Genomic DNA, 19,194 nt, shown 5'->3' on the forward strand with positions numbered 1-19,194 from the left:
CGTCCGTCGGATACCAACTACGATATCGTTTCCGACACCCAACCGGTCGCGCCGTTCGGGTACGGCTGATTTTCGGCTCTCGGTTGCAGTTTTCCCGTTCCATCGACCGCCCGCACGACGACCTCGTGGGTTCCCGACGGTTTCCACTCGTACGCCCACTGTCGCCACACGTCGTCTCCCTTCAGCGGCTTCGACAGGCGCGCATCGTTCCACGTCTCGCCACCGTCGGTCGATACCTCGACGCGCTCGACGCCGCGCGTTCCGGCGTAGGCGAGTCCACCGACCTGTTTTCGACCGTCCGAGAGCGTGTTCTCCACCCACAGTTTCGCCACGGTGGTGACCGGCCCTGTCCCGTGCCAACCCTTCTCCTCCCAGAACCCCTCGGCTGGCTTGTCGAGAACCTCTATCTCGGTGAGCCACTTGACGTTGATTTCCCCCCAGTGGCCGGGAATCAGGGCGCGGACGGGATAGCCGTGATTTCGCGGCAGGGAAAACCCGTTCATGCCGAACGCGAGCAGGCCGGATTCGAGCGCGGCCAGCGGAAACTCCTCGTAGTAGTCGTCGGCCGCTCGGAGCATCACGCAGCCACAGTCGCCCTTCGGTTTAGCCCGTTCGATGACGTCCATCATCGGGACAGCCGTCCATATCGCGTTGTTCAGCAAATGGGCGTTCAACTGCTCGCCGACGCAGCGAAGCGTCTTGTAGACGTTCACCGACGACATCGACGTGAGGTCCGCATAATCGATTCGCAGTTCCTCCTCCACGCTTCCCGTGACCGCGAGCGACCACTCCGTCTCGTTCACGTCCGGATTGAACGAGGAGATGTCCACCTCGTAGAATTCGTCGGTGCTGCTCACCAATCCGGGAAGCCCCTCCACGTCGAGCGACTTCCGCTTGGCTTCCGCGAGCAGGTCCTCCACGGTTCGCATGTCGGGCATCCGCTTTTTCTTCCCGCTTCCCATCCCCTTACTCGACGACCGATTGGACTGGTCGGTGTGACCTTCCGGCGGCGTTCGCTCCGGTAGTTTTCGAGGCTGACCGGTCCGCCGCGACCCGAGCAGATAGCCCGCGATACCGACGGTGAGCGCGCCGACCAACGACCCGAGCACTCGTCGTCGTCCCGTGTCGAACGCCGGGTTTCCGACCGATACGCTGGCGATTCCCACGACGATGCCGACGCCGAGTGCAGCGCCGAGCGCGGGCACGAATGTCCCTGTCAGTACGGTTGCGGTACCCCACGCGAGCACCCCGGCGAGAAGAACGCTGACGAGTCCGCCGGTCCCCCTCGCCCGCCTCCCGACGACGAGTGCGACGAACGCGCCGAGCGCGAACAGCAGTATCGTGAGCATCAGTGCTGAGGCGAACGCCAGTTTATCGCCGACTTCACCGAGCGTTTGGATGGAAAACGCGATGACCGCCGGTGGCGTGACCTCGATGACGAACGCATTCACCGGCGCGGCGACGAAATCCGGCGTGTTCCCGGTGACCGCGTACGAACCGGCGACCCCAGCACCCCCTGCGAGCAGCGTGACGAGCGCATCGCGCCCCGTTGAATGAATCATTTTTCCCCCTCGTGGAAACTACGGCCGGAACGACGATAGCGTTCGTGGGTGAGCGACGGAAGAAGCCTCCTCCCTCCGACGAGTTACTGATCGGTCTCGAACTGGTCGTCCCCGTCGCCCCTTACGAAGACGAAGTCGTCGTGCCTCCCCGTTCAGTTCCTGGTCGTTCCGTCGGTGGTTGTCCCGTTGGTGGCTGTTCAGTCGGCGTTCCTTCCGTCGGTGTTCCTCCGTTTTGCGTCGTGGTGGTAGTCGTGGTCGTCGTAGTCGTCTCGGCACAATCCGCGGCGAGCGGCGTGACCGCGATACCATCCCGAGCGTAGCCGAACGATTCGAGATTTAGCCGCCAGACGAGTCGGTCGTCGTCTCCAGTCGGTTTCCAATCGACCTCGAAGGCGTGTCGGTTCGGCCGGAATCGACGTGGTGCACGCCCTTCGACGGTTCCTTCGAACGAACTACCGAGACGTAACGCCGTTGCGTTCGGATTGTTGTACCCGAACAGCACTCGGATCGTTCCGTCCCCGTTCGGTCGGCAGTCCACGAAGTAGGGTTCCACTCGCGGCGGACGGATTCGCCGGATACACCGCTTGATCGAGGGGTTCGTCACGTCGATTTGCGGCCCGTCCGGGTATCGCTTGTACGCCGTGACGCTCGTCACGACGAACCCGGAGATACCTTCGTCGGCGAGCGCTTTCGGCGGGAGGACGCGCCGCCGACGGATCGGTCCGAACTGGAAGTACGACGTCGCGAATCCGACTTGGTCGTACCACGCCGTGTTGATGGCGACGATCTGGAAGGGGCCCTTGACGCGTACCCGCTGACACCCGTCGAACGTGACGGACCCGCTCGGCGCGGTGAGCGCCTTCGGTGTGCGTTTGTGCCCGTTCAGATACACGTTCGCCGTTCCCTTCACCTTGAAATACGTGATAACGCCCGAATATCGGTACGCGTCGCCGCCTCCGGCGATAGCTCCCGTCACGTTTCCGTTACCGACGTTGTCCTCCTTGTCGATGGTGAGAAATCGCGTATCTATTGGCGCACCGCCGTTTTCCCGCGTCTTTCGGACGCGTCCCGTGACGCTGAACTCGTACTCGATGACGTTTCCCGGACTCCCACCGAAGATGACGAGGACGTTCGGTAGTTTCTGCCGGTTCCGCTGCAGCGACCCCATCCCGATACCGCCAGCAACCCCCCCGAGGAGTTGGCGACGACTCACAGTTCCGGTCACCATGGGGAATCTAGTCGGTGAGGGATTCGATAAAACGCGACGTTCGTTCTCGGATAGTGTCGCCCTTTCTTGGAACTGGGATTTCGATCACCAATTCGAGCTGAAGCGTCCATCGCGGGGCAGTAGCGTGGCTTCCGCGCCGGTAATCCGCGTTACCGGCGATAATTTCGGCGACGTGGTCGCTACCATCGAACCCGTCACGCTTTTGCCCCGCCCCTTCGTGCACCCGGACATGAAGAAATCCCTGATGGACATTATCTGCTGTCCGCTGGATAAACAGGAACTCGAACTCGACGTGCGACAGGAAGAGGATGAGGAAGTCCTCTTCGGGACGCTCACCTGCACGGAGTGTGGCGAGGAGTACCCCATCGAGGACGGCATTCCGAACCTCTTGCCGCCGGACATGCGAGAGGCCTGAATCTTTTAATAGTTGAAGAGTTTACCACAATTAACGAACGAGGTGTACCGTGTCTGGCACGCTATCGATACACATCAACCGTGACGGTTTGCATCACATCGACGTAGCGCAGTCGTTCGAAACAGACGATTCGTTCGACATCGTGCTCGAAAATCACGGTGCGCCGATTCACGTACACCTCCATATCGACGACGAACTCTCCGAAGTGGCCTCGCTGTCCGCGACGAACCACTACATCGAGGAGGGCGAAACGGAGGTCGTCCCGATTTCGGTCCGCAACGGTCCCGGTCGCGGAAAACTGAAAATCGTCACGAGCTACGGGGCCGAAACGTCCTACGTGGACGTGGATATCGAGGAACACGATCCCAAAGCTAACGAGATTCTGGTGGACGAGGCCCTCTCGAAGCCCAAACCTCGATCCCCCCGACAGTCGAACGAAGCGTCGGAACTGACGCGCAACCTCCCGCTCATCGTCCTCATCGTGTTGGCCGTGGTTCTCGTCCTCGGCGTCGGTGTCCTCGTCGATTGGGTCGTCGCGCTGTTCGGCGCGGTTTCGGTGCTGATCGGTATCGGCGTCGCGACGTACTTCCTCACGCAGTAGCCGATTCCTCGTCGTAATCGCCTCGCCTCCACGTCCCAATCGTCTCCACGTCTCAATTGCCACCACGTCTCAATCGTATTCCTTTTTCCCGCTCTCCTCCTGCATCCCGATAATGTCTCTCGCAGAAGCCACCCGAACCGCGGCGCGGCGACGACCGTTTCTCCTCGCCGCGCTCCGCGCGGACGTCGTGAACTACACTGCCGCCGCGGGATTTCTCGCGGCCGAAGTCGGTGCCGACGACACCGACGCGGTTTCGACCGCGCTCTCCCGATTCGCCGACGAACTACCGACGTACGAAACCGAATCTCGTGACGTCCGCGTCACCATGCGGAGCGGCTTGGATCCAACGGACGAGGATGATGAGGAGGCCGTCCTCTCCGTGGGCGGTACGGGATTCGCGCCGAATTCGGGGTCGCTGACGGGCATCGTCGTGACCGGAAACGTCGATGCCCCGTCGCTGGCTTCCGTCCTCTCCCGCCTCCTCACCGAAGACGTGGAAGTCGTCGCGGCCGCCGTCGCGGAATCCCTCGTCGTCGTCGTCGAACGGCGGGACGGCGCGAACGCGGTTCGGTTCGTGGAGGACGCCTTGGACGCCGTGCCGAAGTAGCATCGAGACGGGTGCGTACTCGGGTGGTTGGTAGGTTGAGGCGGTTGGATCGGTTACGTCGATTCGGTGAGTCGAGGCGGTTGGATCGGTTGCGTCGATTCGGTGGGTCGAGGCGGTTGGTGTCGCTTCCGACGATTTAAAACGGTTGCTGGCACTACCGTTCCCTATGACACTCTCCGTAACGAACACGCTCACGGGGGAACGGGAGCCGTTCGAACCAGGGGACCCGGATTCCGTCCTGCTGTATTACTGTGGGCTGACCGTTTCCGATTTCGCCCATCTGGGCCACGCACGTGGGTGGGTTCACACCGACGTGATGCATCGCTGGCTGGAACACCTCGGCTACGACGTCCACCACGTCGAGAACTTCACCGACGTGAACGAGAAGATCGCGGCCCGCGTCGGCGAGGACGACCTCGGCGACAGCGAGGCGACGTCGCACGGACCTTCATCACGCAGGTCATCCGCGACATGCGCGATTTGAACCTGAAGCGCGCCGACGTGTACCCCCGAGTCAGCGAACACGTTCCGGAGATCATCGACCTCATCGAGACGCTGATCGACAAGGGCTACGCCTACGAATCGAACGGGTCGGTCTACTTCGACGTGACGAAGTTCGAGGAGTACGGCAAACTCTCGAATCAGAAGGTCGAGGAGATGGAAGCACAGGGTGAGAGCGACGAGCGCTCCGAGAAGCGCAATCCCGGCGACTTCGCGCTGTGGAAAGCCGACGGTGTAAGCGAGAACGCCATCGAGAATCACCGAAAGTCGGACCGGGAGTACGCCGTTTCCTGCCCGTCCGGGGAGACGTGGGAGTCGCCGTGGGGCGAGGGTCGCCCCGGTTGGCACATCGAGTGCTCGGCGATGAGCATGAAACACCTCGGGGAGACCATCGACATCCACGTCGGCGGACAGGACCTCGTCTTCCCACACCACGAAAACGAGGTGGCCCAGAGCGAGGCCGCGACGGGCCACCAGTTCGCGCGCTACTGGCTCCACGTCCGCCTGCTCGAAACCGACGGCGAGAAGATGAGTTCGAGTCTGGGCAACTACTCGACGGTTCGCGGCGCTATCTCGGAAATCGGCGCGAACGCAGTCCGGATGTTCCTGCTCTCGACCTCGTATTCGAACCGCCAGACGTTCAACGACGAGACCGTGAACGAGGCCGTCGAACGCTGGGAGCGACTGTCAGACGGCTACGACCGCGCCGTGGATGCGCTCGACAGCGAGAACGCCCGGACGAAGGTCGAGGACGACGAGTTGCGCGAGGCAGTCGCCGAAACCCGAGCCGAGTTCGCGGACGCGATGAACGACGACTTCAACACGCGGCGCGCGCTGGCGGCCCTGCTCGACCTCGTGACGGCGGTCAACCGTCACGTTGACGACGGCGATGAGTGCGATTACGAGGGACTCAAGTCGGCCGTCGAGACGTTCGAGGACCTCGGCGGCGAGGTCCTCGGCTTCTCGCTCGGCGGCGAGACTGGCGGTGACGTGCGACTCGCCGAAGACCTCGTCGAACTCGTCCTCGAACTGCGTGAGAACGAACGTGAGGAGGGCAATTACGAACGCGCCGACGCGCTGCGAGACGACCTGCAAGCGCTCGGCGTGGACGTGCAGGACTCCGATTCCGGCCCGTCGTTCAAGCTCCCGTAGCGTCCGAAACCGGTTCTCAGAACTCCTTCGGTAGCTGATCGAGATACCGCCGCGAATACGCGACGACGAACACGATTGCGCTGGTAAACAACGGCACCCAGAAATCTCGCTGAATCGGATCGGCTCTATATTCTCCTATAGTCAGACATCACGTTAGAATCTTACAACATAATACTACGACAAATAAAAGTCAGATTTAGAACATCTCGTAACCCCGAATCCGTATTCCTCGCCGACTCGGATCACTAAAAATGATCTTCGAATGGGAAACATATCTCCCCGCTAATATTGCGTATTCCCGACCAAGGCATTGATATAGTGGGGCGCATACACGCAAGGTACCAATGAACCGGAAACTGGTTGCTGGCGCGCTTCTGGCGGTCCTCGTGCTTTCGAGTGGCTGTCTCGGGTTCCTCCTCGGGGATACCTACTCAGTCAGCGCCTCGAAGGCGACGGTGGGAGACGATACGCTCTCCCAAACGGGCTACGACCAAGCGAAGGTCAAGAAGGTGGGTATCAAACGGACGTTCAAGGCGGCGGGGCAGAGCCGCGACGTGAAGGTAACGAACTGGGTGGCGCAGTATCAGAAATCCATCAGCATCGCGGGTATCGGCGAACAGCCGATTGCGAAGTTCACCGTCGTGAGCAGTCCGTCCGTCTCCGTCGGGAAGAAATCGTTCAACCCGCTGGCGAAGTTCGACAACAAGGACTTGGTCGAGAAGTTCGTCGCCGGGTACGCTAACGTCAACGACGTGAAAACCGTCGGGTCGAAAAACGTGACGATGCTCGGCAAGGAGACGAAAGTCACCGAGTTCACCGGAACCGCCAAAACACACGGCGTGAGCATCGACGTGACGATTCAGGCTACGAAGGTAAAGCACGACGGCGATTGGATCGTCGTGCTCGCGGTCTATCCGAAGAAGTTGGACGAGTCGACGACGTGTCCCAGTTGATTTCCGGCGTTCAACACGACGGCTGAACGGGCAACGTTTTTTCTTCCTCCTCCGGGTACGAGTGGTATGAACCGGACGTACGCCTCGGGACTCGGACTCACCGCGCTCGGATTGGTGGGGTACCTCATCGGCATCGAGACGCCGTATCCGGGTCGGGCGTTCTCGATCACCGGCGTCATGGTCGGTATCACGCTTCTCGCCATCGCCAACGCGACCGGCGTGGAGGAGGTACGATGAGTATCGAAACGGGAGTCGAACGATGAGTCCCGATACGGAGGAGGTACGATGACCATCAAGGCACTGCGATTTTCCGAAGGCGAAGTCGAAACCGTCGAGGACTACGAAGCCGCCCGAGTCGACCCCGGAACCGTGTGGGTGCGGGTGAGCGAGGCCGACCCCGTCGAACTCGAACGCGTCGCCGAGTCGTTCGACATTCACCATCTCTCGCTCGAAGACATCAAGAACGGGGTCCGACCGAAGACCGAGGAGTTCGCAGGCTACACCTTCCTCCTGCTCAAGACGGTCGAATTGAGCCGTGGCGAAACGACCTTCGAGGAGGAGACGCAGGTCAAGGCCGTCGGCGTGTTCATCGGCGAGGACTGGCTCGTCACCCTCTCGGAACACGACATGGACGCCGTCCGCCGTATCTGGCAGGCCGCCCTCGACGGCGACCGGCGTATCCTCGATAGGGGGCCGGACTTCGCGGCCTACCGCGTCTGCGACGGCATCGTTGACAGCTACTTCACCGTCCTCGACGAAATCGAGGACGAGATCGAAGCCGTCGAGGAGGCCGTCATCACCGACACCAGCATCGAGACGCTGGAATCCATCAACGGCGTCCGCCGCGAACTCCTCTCCTTCCGGAAACTCGCGTGGCCCACCCGCGAAGCCGTCGGCTACCTCGCCCGTGGCGACCCCGAGGAAGTCCGCCCGGAGACGGAGAAGTACTTCCGCGACGTGTACGACCACCTCGTCCAACTCGTGGACTTGACCGAGACCTACCGCGATTTGGCGGGCGGCGCACGCGACATCTACCTCAACATGCTCTCGGTCTCGACCAACGAGGTGATGAAAAAACTCACCGTCGTCGCCACCATCGTCCTCCCGCTCACGCTCGTCGTCGGCGTCTACGGCATGAACTTTCAGAACAGCCCGTTCAACATGCCCGAACTCGGGTGGGAGTACGGCTACCCCGCCGTCATGCTCGGGATGTTCCTGATGACCGCGATTCTGGTCGTCTACTTCCGGCAGGAGGGATGGCTGTGACGAATTGTGATCGCCGTCCTATTTTCCGAAGTCGGTGAGGTTGGCCTGCACGCCCGAGACCATCTCGGATTTGCGTCGGAGGCTGTTCATCGAGATGGGGAGTTGCGGCACGATTTCCCGGACGGCCGTGTGGAACGATTCCGATTCGCCGAACCGGCCGTCGAAGGCGTTGCGGACGCTCTCGCGGACCTGCCAGACGCCGACGGGTGCCCAGTAGTCGTCGCTGACCTCGCGGAGGACGAGCGCCTTGGCCTGTCGGCCGATGTCTTCGAGGTGTTCGAGGACGCCGAGGCGGGAGGCGTAGTACGCTCCGGCGGTTTCATCGACGTAAGCCGTCCGACCTTCGTAGCCCTCGTGGGCGCTCCCCATCCAGATGTCGCCGGTCGGGGATGGGTTCCAGATGCTGCCCGGCGCTTTCATCTCCACGAGTTCGTACTCCCACTGGCCGGGCGTGAGGACGACCCAGTAGCGGTTGCCCATGTACTCGTTCACCCAGACCTGCGTCTCGTCGATGCTGGGCGCGTTGCGGATGCGGCCCCGAAGGTACTGGCCGATGGTGTCGTCAACGGCGGTGATCGACCAGCGCGTCGGGACGAGCTTTCGATTACGATTCTGCCCGAGCGCGCCCGCCGAGAGGATGGTGTTGATGTCGTACACGTCGAACCCGCGTCGGTAGAGGTAGTTCATCGCGCCTTGGGCCTGCCAGTCGTCGTCTTCGAGCGTCTTCTTGACGGCGCGGGGGACGTGCGGGTTCTCGGTTAGGTCAGCCGAGGACGCGCGGGCAGTCGGCCCTGTCGGGGTGGCGATGTCGTCCACGTTCACGTCCAAATCGAGCTTTTCGGTCAGGCCTATCTCCACGTCCACCGGGCGGTCGGCGATGGCGATTTCGCGCTGAACCCCCACGAAACCGTCCCACACGTCGTCCACGTTCACCTTCGCGGAGCGGTTCGAGTTCAGCAGTCCCGTCCGGTACTGGAGGACGTTGTCGATGTCGAGGCCGCGCTGGTACCAGTCGCCGCTGGTGGCGAACTCCGAGGCGTTCTCCTCGGCCCCGACGGGCGAGAGGATACCCGTCGAGACGTTTGGGTAGGACGACCGGCCGACGAACACCGAGGGCGACGTGCTTCCGAAGAGCGAGTCACCCTGTGCGACCTCCGAAAAGCGTTCCTCGAAATCGTCGACGTAGTCCAGAATCTCGTAGGATTTCTCCTCGGCGAGACGACGTCGGCGCTCCTCCTCGTCCGGGCGCAAATCGTCGATATATTCGTCCAACCGCATTCACGAAACGTAGGTGAGCGAAGGGCTTGAACGTTCGGCAATCCGGCCGACTTCGAGGGTCCGAGATGGGAGTGCTGGCCGTCGCTCGGAAGGGAGAAAAACGGGAGAACGGTGGGGTTAGTGGATTCCCATGGCTTCGATCTGTTCTTGATAGCGGTTCCGGATGGTCACTTCCGTCACCTGCGCCACGTCGGCGACCTCGCGCTGTGTCTTCTTCTCGTTGCAGAGAAGCGAAGCGGCGTAAATCGCAGCGGCGGCGTAGCCGGTCGGCGATTTACCGGACAGCAGTCCCTCTTCAGCGGTGGTTTCGATGATGTTGTTCGCCTTCGACTGCACTTCTTCGCTGAGATGGAGTTCAGAACAGAACCGCGGGACGTATTTTTTCGGGTCGACGGGTTTCATCTCCAGACCGAGTTCCTGTGAGATGTATCGGTACGTTCGTCCGATCTCTTTCCGTTGAACCCGGGATACTTCCGAAATCTCTTCGAGACTTCGTGGAATCCCCTCCTTACGACAGGCGGCGTACAGGGCGCTCGTTGCGACGCCTTCGATGGAGCGACCACGGATCAGGTCCTCCTTGAGCGCTCGCCGATAGATGACCGACGCGACTTCGCGCACCGATCGTGGGACGCCCAGCGCGGATGCCATCCGGTCGATTTCGGACAGGGCGAATTGGAGGTTTCGTTCGCCCGCATCCTTCGTCCGGATGCGTTCCTGCCACTTGCGTAGGCGGTGCATCTGACTGCGCTTCTTGGAGGAAATGGATCGACCGTAGGCGTCCTTGTCCTTCCAGTCGATGGTCGTCGTCAACCCCTTGTCGTGCATCGTCTGGGTGGTCGGCGCGCCGACGCGCGATTTCTTCTGCCGTTCCTGATGATTGAACGCACGCCATTCCGGTCCGGGGTCTATCCGTTCCTCCTCGACGACCAACCCACAGTCGTCACAGACCAGTTCGGCGCGGTCGGTACTCTTGACCAACGTTTCGGACCCGCATTCAGGACAAGCACGCTCTCCCTCTCGTTCGTTCGCCGTTTGCTCCCCTTCGAGTTGGCGCTCCCGCTGACGAGTGGACCGTGTCATCGCACTTTTATAGTAGTAACCTCTAAACATTTAAACCCTTGGGCAAAACCCATATATGTCTGACGATCACCCGAATATTCTCGCGAGACCGGAATCTGTTTACTCGCACACAGACGAGTGTCGGCAATGCCAGTCATCGAGTGTGACGTGGAAGAGGCACGCCGGACGCTCGCCGACGCGGGAATCATCGTCTCGGACGGAAAATCCGAGTACGAACAGTGGCGGGCGAAACACGGCGATGCCGTCGCCATCGCGTACGACGACAAACTCGTGATCCAGGGAGCGAACCCACAGGATATCGAGGCGATACTGCGCGATGCGGGCGGTCACGCCTATCTCTACTTCGACGGCGCGAGTCGCGGCAATCCGGGGCCAGCGGCCACCGGATGGACCATCGTCACCAGCGACGGAATCGCGGCGGAGGGGGGAACGACGATTGGTCGGGCGACGAACAACCAAGCCGAGTACGAAGCGCTCATCGAGGCGCTCGAAACCGCCCGCGACTACGGGTTCGATTCCGTGGACGTGAAAGGGGACTCACAACTCATCGTCAAGCAGGTGACGGGCGCGTGGAAGACGAACAACCCCGAACTCCGCGAGCGTCGGGTCCGTGCACGCGAACTGCTGGACGGGTTCGACAAATGGTCGCTGAAACACGTCCGCGGGAGGTAAACGAACGTGCGGACAAGTTAGCGAACGAGGCGTTGGACGATGGCTGACCGACCCGACGACGAACGACTGAACGACGAACGGACGGACGAAGAACGACTGAACGACGGATTGCCAGACGACGAACTTCCGGAAGACGAACAACTGGACGACGGGCTCCCGAACGATGCCGTCTCGGAGGCCGAACGGTTGACCCATCTCGCACGGGAACGGGAGGATACCGGAGCGGAAACGGAAGCCGAGGAGTACCGAGCGGAGCGGGAGCGACTGCTCGCGGAACACGGATTCGTCTCCCGAATTCGGGAGGAGAGCGCGAGAACCGTGTTGGTGCTCCACCCCGACGAGTGGGTCGAGGACGGAACGATCCGCGTCGAGCGAATTGAGGATACGGACCGTGCGGTCGAAATCCCCCTCACCGGTGCCGGCGACCCGGACGACTGGGACGAAATCGACGAACACAATCGTGCCGTCGTCGAACGCGTTCGGGACGAACACGGCGACGTTCACGGCGCGAACGCCCAGGCGTTCGCCGACTTCATGGGAAATCACTACGCCCGCCCCGTCGAATCGGCGACGAGGAACGAAGTGGAGGAGTTTCTGACCGAATACTTCCCGCGCAATGCCTGGCCGACTGGGGAGCAGAAAAAAACCGTAAACGAATCGGTCGAACTCGTGTTCGACTGCGTTAGTCGTACTTCTCGATGAGGGCGCGGACTTTGTCCGCGCGCGAGTCGTCGGTGACGAACTTCGAGAGCGACCACGCAAAGCCGTCTTCGACGACTTCGAGACCCTCTTGAGTCAGGCCGTACTGGTTCGTTCGCTTGTCGAGTTCGCTCTTCTCCACCAGTCCGCGCTCGACCAGCGTGTCGAGGTTGGGGTACAGGCGGCCGTGGTTCACTTCCTCGTCGTAGTAGCTCTCCAGTTCACGCTTGATGGCGAGTCCGTACATCGGTTCCTCGGTGAGGACGATGAGGATATTGCGCTGGAACGCGGTGAGGTCGCGGGCGGTACTGCTTTCGGTGAGTGTTTGTGCCTCTGACATAGGCTTTGACACGACGAGATATGTAACCGAGATATTTAACCCTTCTCAAGTTTCTTGGTGTTTCTCGTCTATTTTGTTCGATTTTAACACTTGACTGCCACCCGTCGTCTACGGAGGGATATCATAGTTCTGAGTGGTTACGCGGGTACAGAGCGCCCGTTTACACCTCCGCCGAAAGGACTTTTTGGTCTTCCCTTCGACTTCCACCCGATCCATGACGAATCTCTGGGAAGACCTCGAAACGGGACCGAACGCCCCCGAAGAGATCTATGCAGTCGTCGAGTGTCTCAAAGGCGACCGGAACAAGTACGAGTACGACAAGGACATTCCCGGTGTCATGCTGGACCGTGTTCTCCACAGCAACGTCCATTACCCCGGTGACTACGGGTTCATCCCCCAGTCGTACTACGACGACGAGGACCCGTTCGACGTGCTCGTCCTCGTCGAGGATTCGACGTTCCCCGGCTGCGTCATCGAGGTCCGTCCGGTCGGCCTCATGAAGATGGACGACGACGGCGAGCAGGACGACAAAGTCATCGCCGTCCCCATCGAGGACCCGCGTTTCGACCACATCGAGGACATCGACGACGTCCCCCAGCAGACGAAGGACGAAATCGACGAATTCTTCTCCACCTACAAAAACCTCGAAGCCGGAAAGGAAGTCGAGACGTTGGGCTGGGAGGACAAACGGGCCGCATACGACGCCATCGAGCACTCCCAAGAGCTGTACGAAGAGAACTTCAACTGACGCTTCGGTCGATTTCGAACGATCCGTTTTGTTTTCCTCCACTTCCTCAGCGGTTGCCCCGCGATTCGAAACGACCGCGTTCTCCCGGTCGTCGAACGCGCGGAATCCTCAACTATATGTCTTTTCTTATTCTGTTTCGTGTACATTTATGGACCTTTCGAAAGCCACCGATTTCGTCGGGAAAATCGGCTTTCAGGACGGTTTCGGAAACGACGATTCGTCATTGACTATAAAGCTGCCAGTAAATCCACCCGTAATTATATACGTTTTGGCCGAGCTATGCGATACCATGCTCGCCGGATTCGTCAACGAAAATGCTCCCGTGGTCGTCGCCGCGCTCTTCTTGCTTCTCTCCGGTGGCGGCGTGCTGTACGCCGTCCAATTTCGGTCGTTGGGTCGTCACAGTACCGACGACCCCGAATCGGTCGATTCACTCCGAGAGACGATTGCGGGGCAAAACCGAGTCGCCCTCGTCGTTCCCGAAGGTGCGAGTATCGACTCGTTAGCCGCCGCCGTCGGACTCCAAGCGCTCTGCAAGGATTGGGGTGTCGCGGGGCGTATCGCCGCCGAAGGAAACGTGACGGGCGAGGACAGCAAGGCGTTCTGCAACATCTTCGATATCGACGTGACGATTTTGGACGAGAACGGTGAAGGGTTGCCGGACTGCGACGCCGGTATCGCCATCGGTGGTGGCGGTGCGGTCCCCCGACTATCGAACAACCCGCCGGTAGTCGGTGTCATCCGCCATCGTCCCACCGCCGAGGAGAACATCCTGACGATCACGCGGACCGACGACGGCGCGACGTCGACCGTCGTCACCGAACTCGTTCGGGAGATGGAGTTCGTCCCGGATCAGCGCGTAGCCACGGCGTTGCTGTACGGGATTCGTGCAGGGACCCGCGAGTTCCGGCGGGCCAACGGGGTGAACGACTACGACGCGGCCGGTTTCCTGCACGCCTATGCCGACCTCGGGAGGATCGAGGAACTTCGTTCGCCCGGCGTCAGCGGCGACACGTTCGACGTGCTCGGCGAGGCGATTGCCAGTCGGGAGCGGCGTGCGAGTTTTGCCGTGGCGAACGTCGGCGTCGTCCCGTCGGTAAGCGCGTTGGAGGAAGCCGCAGACTCCCTTTTGCGATTGGAGGGCGTCTCGACGGCCGCCGTGTTCGGACTCCACGAGGAAACGATCGTCATCTCCTGTCGGGCGGAGGACGTTCGAACCAGCGCCGTCGATATCCTCACTGGTGCGTTCGACGCACGCGAGACGACGGGCGGGAACGCGGATGCCGCGACCGCACGGGTTCCGCTCGGTATCTTCGCGCAAGTCGACAGCGAACACACCGACACGTTGGATTCGCTCATCGACGCGAGCACCCGAAAAGCTCTGTTCACTGCCTTCGAGAGTTCGTAATACGGAAACTTGTGAGATGATAGCATGGAAACGAAGGTTCTTGTAGCCGCCTGTGGTAGAGCGGCGTATGGGTCTATTCGATAGGCTTCGTGGGGACGATGCTCCACGTGTTGCCTTCTTCGGCATCGACGGCGTGCCGTACAGTTTCCTCAAGGAAAACGCCTCGGAGTTCCCGAACATCGCATCGCTCGCGAGCGAGGGAAGCGCCGGAGCAATCGACAGCATCGTTCCGCCCGAGTCCTCCGCCTGCTGGCCGACGCTCACGACTGGCGTCAATCCCGGACAGACGGGTGTCTACGGCTTCCAGGACCGCGAGGTCGGCTCGTACGATACCTACGTTCCGATGGGACGCGACGTACAGGCGACGCGCATCTGGGACCGCGTCACCGACGCGGGTCGAAAGGCGACGGTGATGAACGTTCCCGTCACGTTCCCGCCACAGCGTAACGTCCAGCGGATGGTTTCCGGTTTCCTCTCGCCCGGCGTGGACAAAGGTGCCTACCCGGACGAGATGCGGAACTACCTGAGTTCCATCGACTATGCCATCGACACGAACGCGAAGTTGGGGCACAAAGAGGACAAGACCGAGTTCATCGAGAACGCACACGAGACGCTCAAGACGCGCTACGAGTCGTTCCAGCACTACATCGACGAGGACGACTGGGACCTCTTCTTCGGCGTGTTCATGACGACTGACCGTGTGAACCACTTCCTCTTCAAGGATTACGAGGAGGACGGCGAGTACAAAGAGGAGTTCATCGAGTTCTACCGAACGCTGGACGAGTACCTCGGCAAACTCCGTGACTCGCTGCCGGACGACGTGACGATGGTCGTCGCCAGCGACCACGGGTTCACCAGCCTCAACCACGAGGTTCACTTCAACACGTGGCTCGAACAGGAGGGCCTGCTCTCCTACGAGGACGACGACCACGAGGAACTCGGCGACATCAGCGACGACACCGTCGCCTACTCGCTCATCCCGGGTCGCTTCTACATCAACCTCGAAGGCCGCGAACCGCGCGGAAGCGTTCCACAGGACGAGTACGAGGAGAAACGCGCCGAACTCAAGGAGAAACTCGAAAACCTCGAAGGGCCGAACGGCGAGAAGGTCTGCTGGCGCGTGGTCGAGAAGGAAGATGCCTTCGACGGCGACCACGAGGACATCGCACCCGACCTCGTCGCGGTTCCGAACCACGGCTTCGATCTGAAGGCCGGATTCAAGGGTCACGACGACGTGTTCGGCGTCGGGCCGCGTAACGGCATGCACAGCTTCGACAACGCGACGCTGTTCGTGGACGACCCGGACGCGAACATCCCGGAGGACACCGACCTGCTCAACATCGCCCCGACCATCCTCGACTTGATGGAACTCGACTATCCGAAGGGCGAACTCGAAGGCCGTAGCCTGGTCTGAATCGGTAATTTCGTTCTTCGTCTTTCGCTGATAGCGCCCGCGAGTAGCGCGATTGTGATTACGAATCCTGAGTCGTTTTCGTACGCCCACCGAACACCTATCACGCCGGACGAACCACCGACGAGCGATGGCGCTCTCTCCTCGAACCCTCGATTCGCTCGTCTCGTACTGGACGGACCGCCTCGGCGTCGATGACGACGCGTTCGACCGCGAAGCAGTTACGGTCGGTCCGGCGAACGAAGGTGGAATACAACTGTTTCGGCGCGGGGAAGCGCTCGTCGTCGGTGCACCGGAGTCTCGCGTCGCGGCGGTTCGCGAACGCCTCTCCGACTGTGATTCAACGATTGTGACGGAGGGAGAGGCACTTCGTCGGCGGTTCGAGTCTCTCGGAACGGTGACGGCCGTGTTCGACTCGACGTTTTACGGCTACGCCGACGAAGAATCGTTCGCTCCCGTCCTTTCGGACGCTCGCTTGCTGACGGTGGACGATCACGCCGCGTACGAGCGACTTCGTACGACGGTCCCTGACGAGGAGTGGTCGAACGGTGGCTCGCAGTTCGAAATCGGGACGACAGTCGGGTTGTTCGACGGCGACGAACTCGTCGCCACCGCGGGCTACGAGGTGTGGGACGACTTCCTCGCGCACATCGCAGTCGTCGTCCATCCGAACCAGCGCGGGAACGGTTACGGCCGCGAGGTCGTCTCCGAAGTGACCGAACAGGTGCTCGGCGATGGACTCCTTCCACAGTACCGAACCGCAGACGAATGGCCGTGGTCTGTCGCGCTGGCCGAAAGCCTCGGCTTCGAGCGGTTCGTGACGGCGGCGCTGGTCCAATTGGAGTTGTAGCCGGGGTGTGGGTGAACAATCGTTAAGAGAAGGTGAAAGAAACCACTGTGGCATGAACCGTGGAGTGATGTTTTTCGGTCTCGTTCTCGTGATGATCGGTGGCTTGTTCATCTACACGCCAATGTCGTTCCGAAGTCTCGTTTCGACCCGCGAGTGGACAGCAGACGCCGACGCCGCGGAGCAAAAGCATCGAACGCGGGCGAACTATCTGGGAAAATCGATGGCTCTCGTCGGTGTCGCCATCATGGTTTACGGGGCGTTCTGAGTTGCGCTGACGTGAGCAGACGAAACCGAGAATCAGACCGAATCGGGTTGGCTGTGAATTTCGAGGTTCACGTCTCGCGGTTGCCCCTCCAAATCCGTGACGATGCGTTTGACGACCTTTTCGGCTTCCGAGAGCACGAGTGGTTTCGCCTTGTCCACGACCCACCCGAGCGAGACGAACATGGGTAAATCGAGCATGCCGGAACTCGCCGAATCGGCGTCGAAGTGAATCGAGAGCCACACCCGCGAGGCGGTTTCCCTGCCTTCGGGGGCTTCCTCGGGGACTTCCTCGACGCGCCAACTGCCGTGGGCGTGAATGTCCTTGATGATCTTCCAGTCGATGCGGTTCGGTCGGTCGAGTTCCGTCACCTCGGAGCGGACGACGTACTGAATCTTCCACCACTTGAGGTGGATGTCGTACTCCGTCCCCGGGCCGCCGTCCCCGTCGTGTGTAACCCTCGTCAGGTGTTCCGAGTAGTTCGCGTAGCCCGGAAAGTCGAGCAGGAATTCGTAGGCCTCCTCCGGCGGCACGTAGACGACGGTACTGAGTTCGAGGTGATCCACGCGTTTCGATTTTGCGGGATCGAAAGTAAACATTCCGGCGAGGGGACGTGAACGCCCACTCCGCCAACAGTCCGTTTATACCACCGCACCGACAACCATCGACCATGACGGACTACGACGTGGTCATCGTCGGCGGTGGCGTCGCGGGACTCTCCGCGGGCGTTTTCACCGCCCGCGCCGACCTCGACACGCTGGTCGTGAACGACGGAGTTTCCATCCTCTACCGAAACGCGATTCTGGAGAACTTCCCCGGCTTTCCGGCCGGAATCGACTCGCGGTTGTTCTCCCTAATGCTCGAAGAGCAGGCCGAACGTGCCGGGTGTGCACGCCTCGACGCGAAGGTCGCCGAAGTGAGTCACGCGGACGACGGCGAGTTCACCGTCGAGACCGGCGGCGATGAGGACGGTGAAACGCTCTCCGCCGAACGCGTCGTCGCAGCGTCGTGGTCGAACTCCTCGTACCTCGAAGGTCTCGACCTCGACTTCGAGCAGTCCGGAAGCAAGCAGTACGTCTCGGTGGACGAGACCGGACGAACCGGCGTCGAAGGACTCTACGCCGCCGGGCGACTCGCCGAACAGTACCACCAAGCCATCGTCGCGGCGGGTCACGGTTCGCAGGTCGGACTCACCCTGATCGAGGACGCGAATCCGGACTTCTACCACGACTGGGTCGCCCCGGAGGGCTACTTCACTAACCGCGACCGCGAGGTCCCCGAGGGCTGTGAGGAGATTTCCGAGGACGAACGCCAGCGCCGCGCGCGGCAGGCCCACGACCGCCTCCGAAAGTACGTGGAGGAGTGGGAGGACGAGCGCCCCGTCCCTCATCCGAGTTTCGTCGAAAAGATGGGCTAGACGGACCGATTGCGCGAAATCGTTATGTCATTTTGAAGTCAGTCGGGAACTACTGAATCATATTATTTTGTACTAAATCCTACTAAAACAGACTGCCCGTTAGAGCGTTCTGACATTGCGTTCGGCAGTGCTTACGACGAGCGAATCCCGATTTTGATCGTTCTGCGGTTTCGGTAACTGGGAGATGGATTTCGAACGTTCCCCGCTCGCTCCGAGACGTGTCTGGGTGGTGTGTGATTACAGGTGCTAAGAAGTAGACCGCCTCGAAAGCCCCCGCCCGTTCGCGGTCGCTGTGCAGGATATCCGCGCTTCCCGCACCGCTCACGCGGATAGGGCCCCCACAGCGACTAAAGCAAGCGCGAGCGGACGGCCCCTTTCAATCCACCCACATCACCGCACCGCGACAGCCACGTCCTCCCCAACCGACTCCTCGCTACGCTCGTCGTCCACCGTCAGAGCGAAGCTCTGACGAGCCGTTCGCTCGCTCCGCTCACGAAGACCTCGCGCGGGCGCACCTCCGGTGCGCCTTCGCGCGCCGCGTAGCTGCTCCGTATCGGCAAGCCCGTCCTCCCGAGTGGCGCACGCTGACGAGGTGGTTCGGCCAGTGGTCGGCGAACCGCCTCGTCAGAATCGTGCGAGGGATGACGACCGAGGAGCGTCAGCGACGAGCGGAGTTCTCGTGAACGAAGTGAAGAGAGAGCACGGGAGAGCGAAGCTCTCCCGGAGGAATCGGCTGGGGAGGTC

The 19,194-nt window shown here is 61.1% G+C and carries 20 protein-coding genes and 2 pseudogenes; 15 read left to right on the top strand and 7 right to left on the bottom strand.

What is annotated here, in order from left to right; translation table 11 throughout:
- Positions 1-17: 17 nt before the first annotated feature.
- Positions 18-1,562 (bottom strand): molybdopterin-dependent oxidoreductase, encoded by a 1,545-nt coding sequence (locus tag A4G99_RS09180; RefSeq protein ID WP_066142223.1) that lies wholly within the window; start codon positions 1,560-1,562, stop codon positions 18-20.
- A 121-nt stretch (positions 1,563-1,683) separates the two neighbouring features.
- The gene (locus A4G99_RS09185; protein WP_066142227.1) at positions 1,684-2,790 is read right to left on the bottom strand and encodes a hypothetical protein; all 1,107 of its coding nucleotides are present in this window, start codon (positions 2,788-2,790) and stop codon (positions 1,684-1,686) included.
- A 229-nt stretch (positions 2,791-3,019) separates the two neighbouring features.
- On the opposite strand from A4G99_RS09185, the gene A4G99_RS09190 reads away from it, so the two are divergent.
- The 7 genes and pseudogenes from A4G99_RS09190 (at position 3,020) to corA (ending at position 8,285) form a co-directional block, all read left to right on the top strand.
- Positions 3,020-3,205, top strand: a complete 186-nt coding sequence (locus tag A4G99_RS09190; RefSeq protein WP_066142514.1) for a methytransferase partner Trm112 — start codon at positions 3,020-3,022, stop codon at positions 3,203-3,205.
- Positions 3,206-3,254: 49 nt separating this feature from the next.
- Complete coding sequence (locus tag A4G99_RS09195; protein WP_066142230.1) at positions 3,255-3,806, top strand: hypothetical protein; 552 nt, start codon at positions 3,255-3,257, stop codon at positions 3,804-3,806.
- Between the two features lie 112 nt (positions 3,807-3,918).
- Positions 3,919-4,413 carry a hypothetical protein gene (locus tag A4G99_RS09200; RefSeq protein ID WP_066142233.1) on the top strand — a complete coding sequence of 165 codons (495 nt, stop codon included), beginning with the start codon at positions 3,919-3,921 and terminating at the stop codon, positions 4,411-4,413.
- Between the two features lie 166 nt (positions 4,414-4,579).
- Positions 4,580-6,066: pseudogene (gene cysS, locus A4G99_RS09205) on the top strand (cysteine--tRNA ligase).
- Positions 6,067-6,410: 344 nt separating this feature from the next.
- Positions 6,411-7,019: a DUF6517 family protein gene (locus tag A4G99_RS09210; protein ID WP_223301787.1), complete on the top strand. Its 609-nt coding sequence runs from the start codon at positions 6,411-6,413 to the stop codon at positions 7,017-7,019.
- A gap of 66 nt (positions 7,020-7,085) precedes the next feature.
- Entirely contained in the window at positions 7,086-7,256 is a 171-nt protein-coding gene (locus A4G99_RS25880; protein ID WP_190303730.1) for a hypothetical protein, read from the top strand.
- A gap of 48 nt (positions 7,257-7,304) precedes the next feature.
- Positions 7,305-8,285: a magnesium/cobalt transporter CorA gene (gene corA / locus A4G99_RS09215; RefSeq protein WP_066142236.1), complete on the top strand. Its 981-nt coding sequence runs from the start codon at positions 7,305-7,307 to the stop codon at positions 8,283-8,285.
- Between the two features lie 18 nt (positions 8,286-8,303).
- Here the strand turns inward: corA and nreA are convergent, their stop codons facing one another.
- Positions 8,304-9,563, bottom strand: a complete 1,260-nt coding sequence (gene nreA / locus A4G99_RS09220) for a DNA repair protein NreA (protein ID WP_066142238.1) — start codon at positions 9,561-9,563, stop codon at positions 8,304-8,306.
- A 117-nt stretch (positions 9,564-9,680) separates the two neighbouring features.
- Positions 9,681-10,643: a transcription initiation factor IIB family protein gene (locus tag A4G99_RS09225; RefSeq protein WP_066142240.1), complete on the bottom strand. Its 963-nt coding sequence runs from the start codon at positions 10,641-10,643 to the stop codon at positions 9,681-9,683.
- Positions 10,644-10,769: 126 nt separating this feature from the next.
- Between A4G99_RS09225 and rnhA the strand changes: the two are divergent.
- Together rnhA and A4G99_RS09235 are read left to right on the top strand one after the other, a co-directional pair.
- Positions 10,770-11,362, top strand: a pseudogene (rnhA, locus tag A4G99_RS09230) (ribonuclease HI).
- Positions 11,355-12,017, top strand: coding sequence for a rnhA operon protein (locus A4G99_RS09235; protein ID WP_223301788.1), 663 nt, complete (start codon positions 11,355-11,357; stop codon positions 12,015-12,017). Before rnhA ends, A4G99_RS09235 begins: the two are co-directional and overlap by 8 nt.
- Here A4G99_RS09235 and A4G99_RS09240 read toward each other — a convergent pair.
- Entirely contained in the window at positions 11,998-12,354 is a 357-nt protein-coding gene (locus tag A4G99_RS09240; RefSeq protein ID WP_066142242.1) for a PadR family transcriptional regulator, read from the bottom strand. The two genes, A4G99_RS09235 and A4G99_RS09240, sit on opposite strands and share 20 nt — an antisense overlap.
- Positions 12,355-12,568: 214 nt before the next feature.
- Between A4G99_RS09240 and A4G99_RS09245 the strand changes: the two genes are divergently transcribed.
- The 5 genes from A4G99_RS09245 to A4G99_RS09265 all read left to right on the top strand — a co-directional run bounded on the left by A4G99_RS09245 (position 12,569) and on the right by A4G99_RS09265 (position 17,036).
- Positions 12,569-13,102, top strand: a complete 534-nt coding sequence (locus A4G99_RS09245; protein ID WP_066142245.1) for an inorganic diphosphatase — start codon at positions 12,569-12,571, stop codon at positions 13,100-13,102.
- Positions 13,103-13,391: 289 nt separating this feature from the next.
- Positions 13,392-14,510: a bifunctional oligoribonuclease/PAP phosphatase NrnA gene (locus A4G99_RS09250; RefSeq protein ID WP_066142248.1), complete on the top strand. Its 1,119-nt coding sequence runs from the start codon at positions 13,392-13,394 to the stop codon at positions 14,508-14,510.
- 67 nt (positions 14,511-14,577) lie between these two features.
- Positions 14,578-15,924, top strand: a complete 1,347-nt coding sequence (locus A4G99_RS09255; protein ID WP_066142251.1) for an alkaline phosphatase family protein — start codon at positions 14,578-14,580, stop codon at positions 15,922-15,924.
- Between the two features lie 127 nt (positions 15,925-16,051).
- Complete coding sequence (locus A4G99_RS09260; protein WP_066142254.1) at positions 16,052-16,771, top strand: GNAT family N-acetyltransferase; 720 nt, start codon at positions 16,052-16,054, stop codon at positions 16,769-16,771.
- 52 nt (positions 16,772-16,823) lie between these two features.
- Positions 16,824-17,036, top strand: coding sequence for a hypothetical protein (locus A4G99_RS09265; protein WP_066142258.1), 213 nt, complete (start codon positions 16,824-16,826; stop codon positions 17,034-17,036).
- A 32-nt stretch (positions 17,037-17,068) separates the two neighbouring features.
- Here the strand turns inward: A4G99_RS09265 and A4G99_RS09270 are convergent, their stop codons facing one another.
- Complete coding sequence (locus A4G99_RS09270; protein WP_066142261.1) at positions 17,069-17,599, bottom strand: SRPBCC family protein; 531 nt, start codon at positions 17,597-17,599, stop codon at positions 17,069-17,071.
- A 104-nt stretch (positions 17,600-17,703) separates the two neighbouring features.
- On the opposite strand from A4G99_RS09270, the gene A4G99_RS09275 reads away from it, so the two are divergent.
- A complete protein-coding gene (locus tag A4G99_RS09275) occupies positions 17,704-18,450 on the top strand; it encodes an FAD-dependent oxidoreductase (protein ID WP_066142264.1) in 747 nt (248 codons plus the stop codon).
- 452 nt (positions 18,451-18,902) lie between these two features.
- Here the strand turns inward: A4G99_RS09275 and A4G99_RS25885 are convergent.
- Positions 18,903-19,194: hypothetical protein (locus A4G99_RS25885; protein ID WP_190303731.1), on the bottom strand; the 292-nt coding region annotated here is incomplete at its 5' end.

It is taken from the genome of Haladaptatus sp. R4 (genome assembly GCF_001625445.1).
Taxonomy (GTDB): domain Archaea; phylum Halobacteriota; class Halobacteria; order Halobacteriales; family Haladaptataceae; genus Haladaptatus.

What these genes read in the sequence shown, in the direction of transcription:
- A4G99_RS09275 (WP_066142264.1), top strand. Translation starts at nt 17,704, where the DNA reads ATGACGGACTACGACGTGGTCATCGTCGGCGGTGGCGTCGCGGGACTC.
- A4G99_RS09180 (WP_066142223.1), bottom strand. Translation starts at nt 1,562, where the DNA reads ATGATTCATTCAACGGGGCGCGATGCGCTCGTCACGCTGCTCGCAGGG.
- A4G99_RS09190 (WP_066142514.1), top strand. Translation starts at nt 3,020, where the DNA reads ATGAAGAAATCCCTGATGGACATTATCTGCTGTCCGCTGGATAAACAG.
- A4G99_RS09185 (WP_066142227.1), bottom strand. Translation starts at nt 2,790, where the DNA reads ATGGTGACCGGAACTGTGAGTCGTCGCCAACTCCTCGGGGGGGTTGCT.
- A4G99_RS09240 (WP_066142242.1), bottom strand. Translation starts at nt 12,354, where the DNA reads ATGTCAGAGGCACAAACACTCACCGAAAGCAGTACCGCCCGCGACCTC.
- A4G99_RS25880 (WP_190303730.1), top strand. Translation starts at nt 7,086, where the DNA reads ATGAACCGGACGTACGCCTCGGGACTCGGACTCACCGCGCTCGGATTG.
- A4G99_RS09260 (WP_066142254.1), top strand. Translation starts at nt 16,052, where the DNA reads ATGGCGCTCTCTCCTCGAACCCTCGATTCGCTCGTCTCGTACTGGACG.
- corA (WP_066142236.1), top strand. Translation starts at nt 7,305, where the DNA reads ATGACCATCAAGGCACTGCGATTTTCCGAAGGCGAAGTCGAAACCGTC.
- A4G99_RS09255 (WP_066142251.1), top strand. Translation starts at nt 14,578, where the DNA reads ATGGGTCTATTCGATAGGCTTCGTGGGGACGATGCTCCACGTGTTGCC.
- A4G99_RS09235 (WP_223301788.1), top strand. Translation starts at nt 11,355, where the DNA reads ATGGCTGACCGACCCGACGACGAACGACTGAACGACGAACGGACGGAC.
- A4G99_RS09225 (WP_066142240.1), bottom strand. Translation starts at nt 10,643, where the DNA reads ATGACACGGTCCACTCGTCAGCGGGAGCGCCAACTCGAAGGGGAGCAA.
- A4G99_RS09250 (WP_066142248.1), top strand. Translation starts at nt 13,392, where the DNA reads ATGCTCGCCGGATTCGTCAACGAAAATGCTCCCGTGGTCGTCGCCGCG.
- nreA (WP_066142238.1), bottom strand. Translation starts at nt 9,563, where the DNA reads ATGCGGTTGGACGAATATATCGACGATTTGCGCCCGGACGAGGAGGAG.
- A4G99_RS09200 (WP_066142233.1), top strand. Translation starts at nt 3,919, where the DNA reads ATGTCTCTCGCAGAAGCCACCCGAACCGCGGCGCGGCGACGACCGTTT.
- A4G99_RS09210 (WP_223301787.1), top strand. Translation starts at nt 6,411, where the DNA reads ATGAACCGGAAACTGGTTGCTGGCGCGCTTCTGGCGGTCCTCGTGCTT.
- A4G99_RS09245 (WP_066142245.1), top strand. Translation starts at nt 12,569, where the DNA reads ATGACGAATCTCTGGGAAGACCTCGAAACGGGACCGAACGCCCCCGAA.
- A4G99_RS09265 (WP_066142258.1), top strand. Translation starts at nt 16,824, where the DNA reads ATGAACCGTGGAGTGATGTTTTTCGGTCTCGTTCTCGTGATGATCGGT.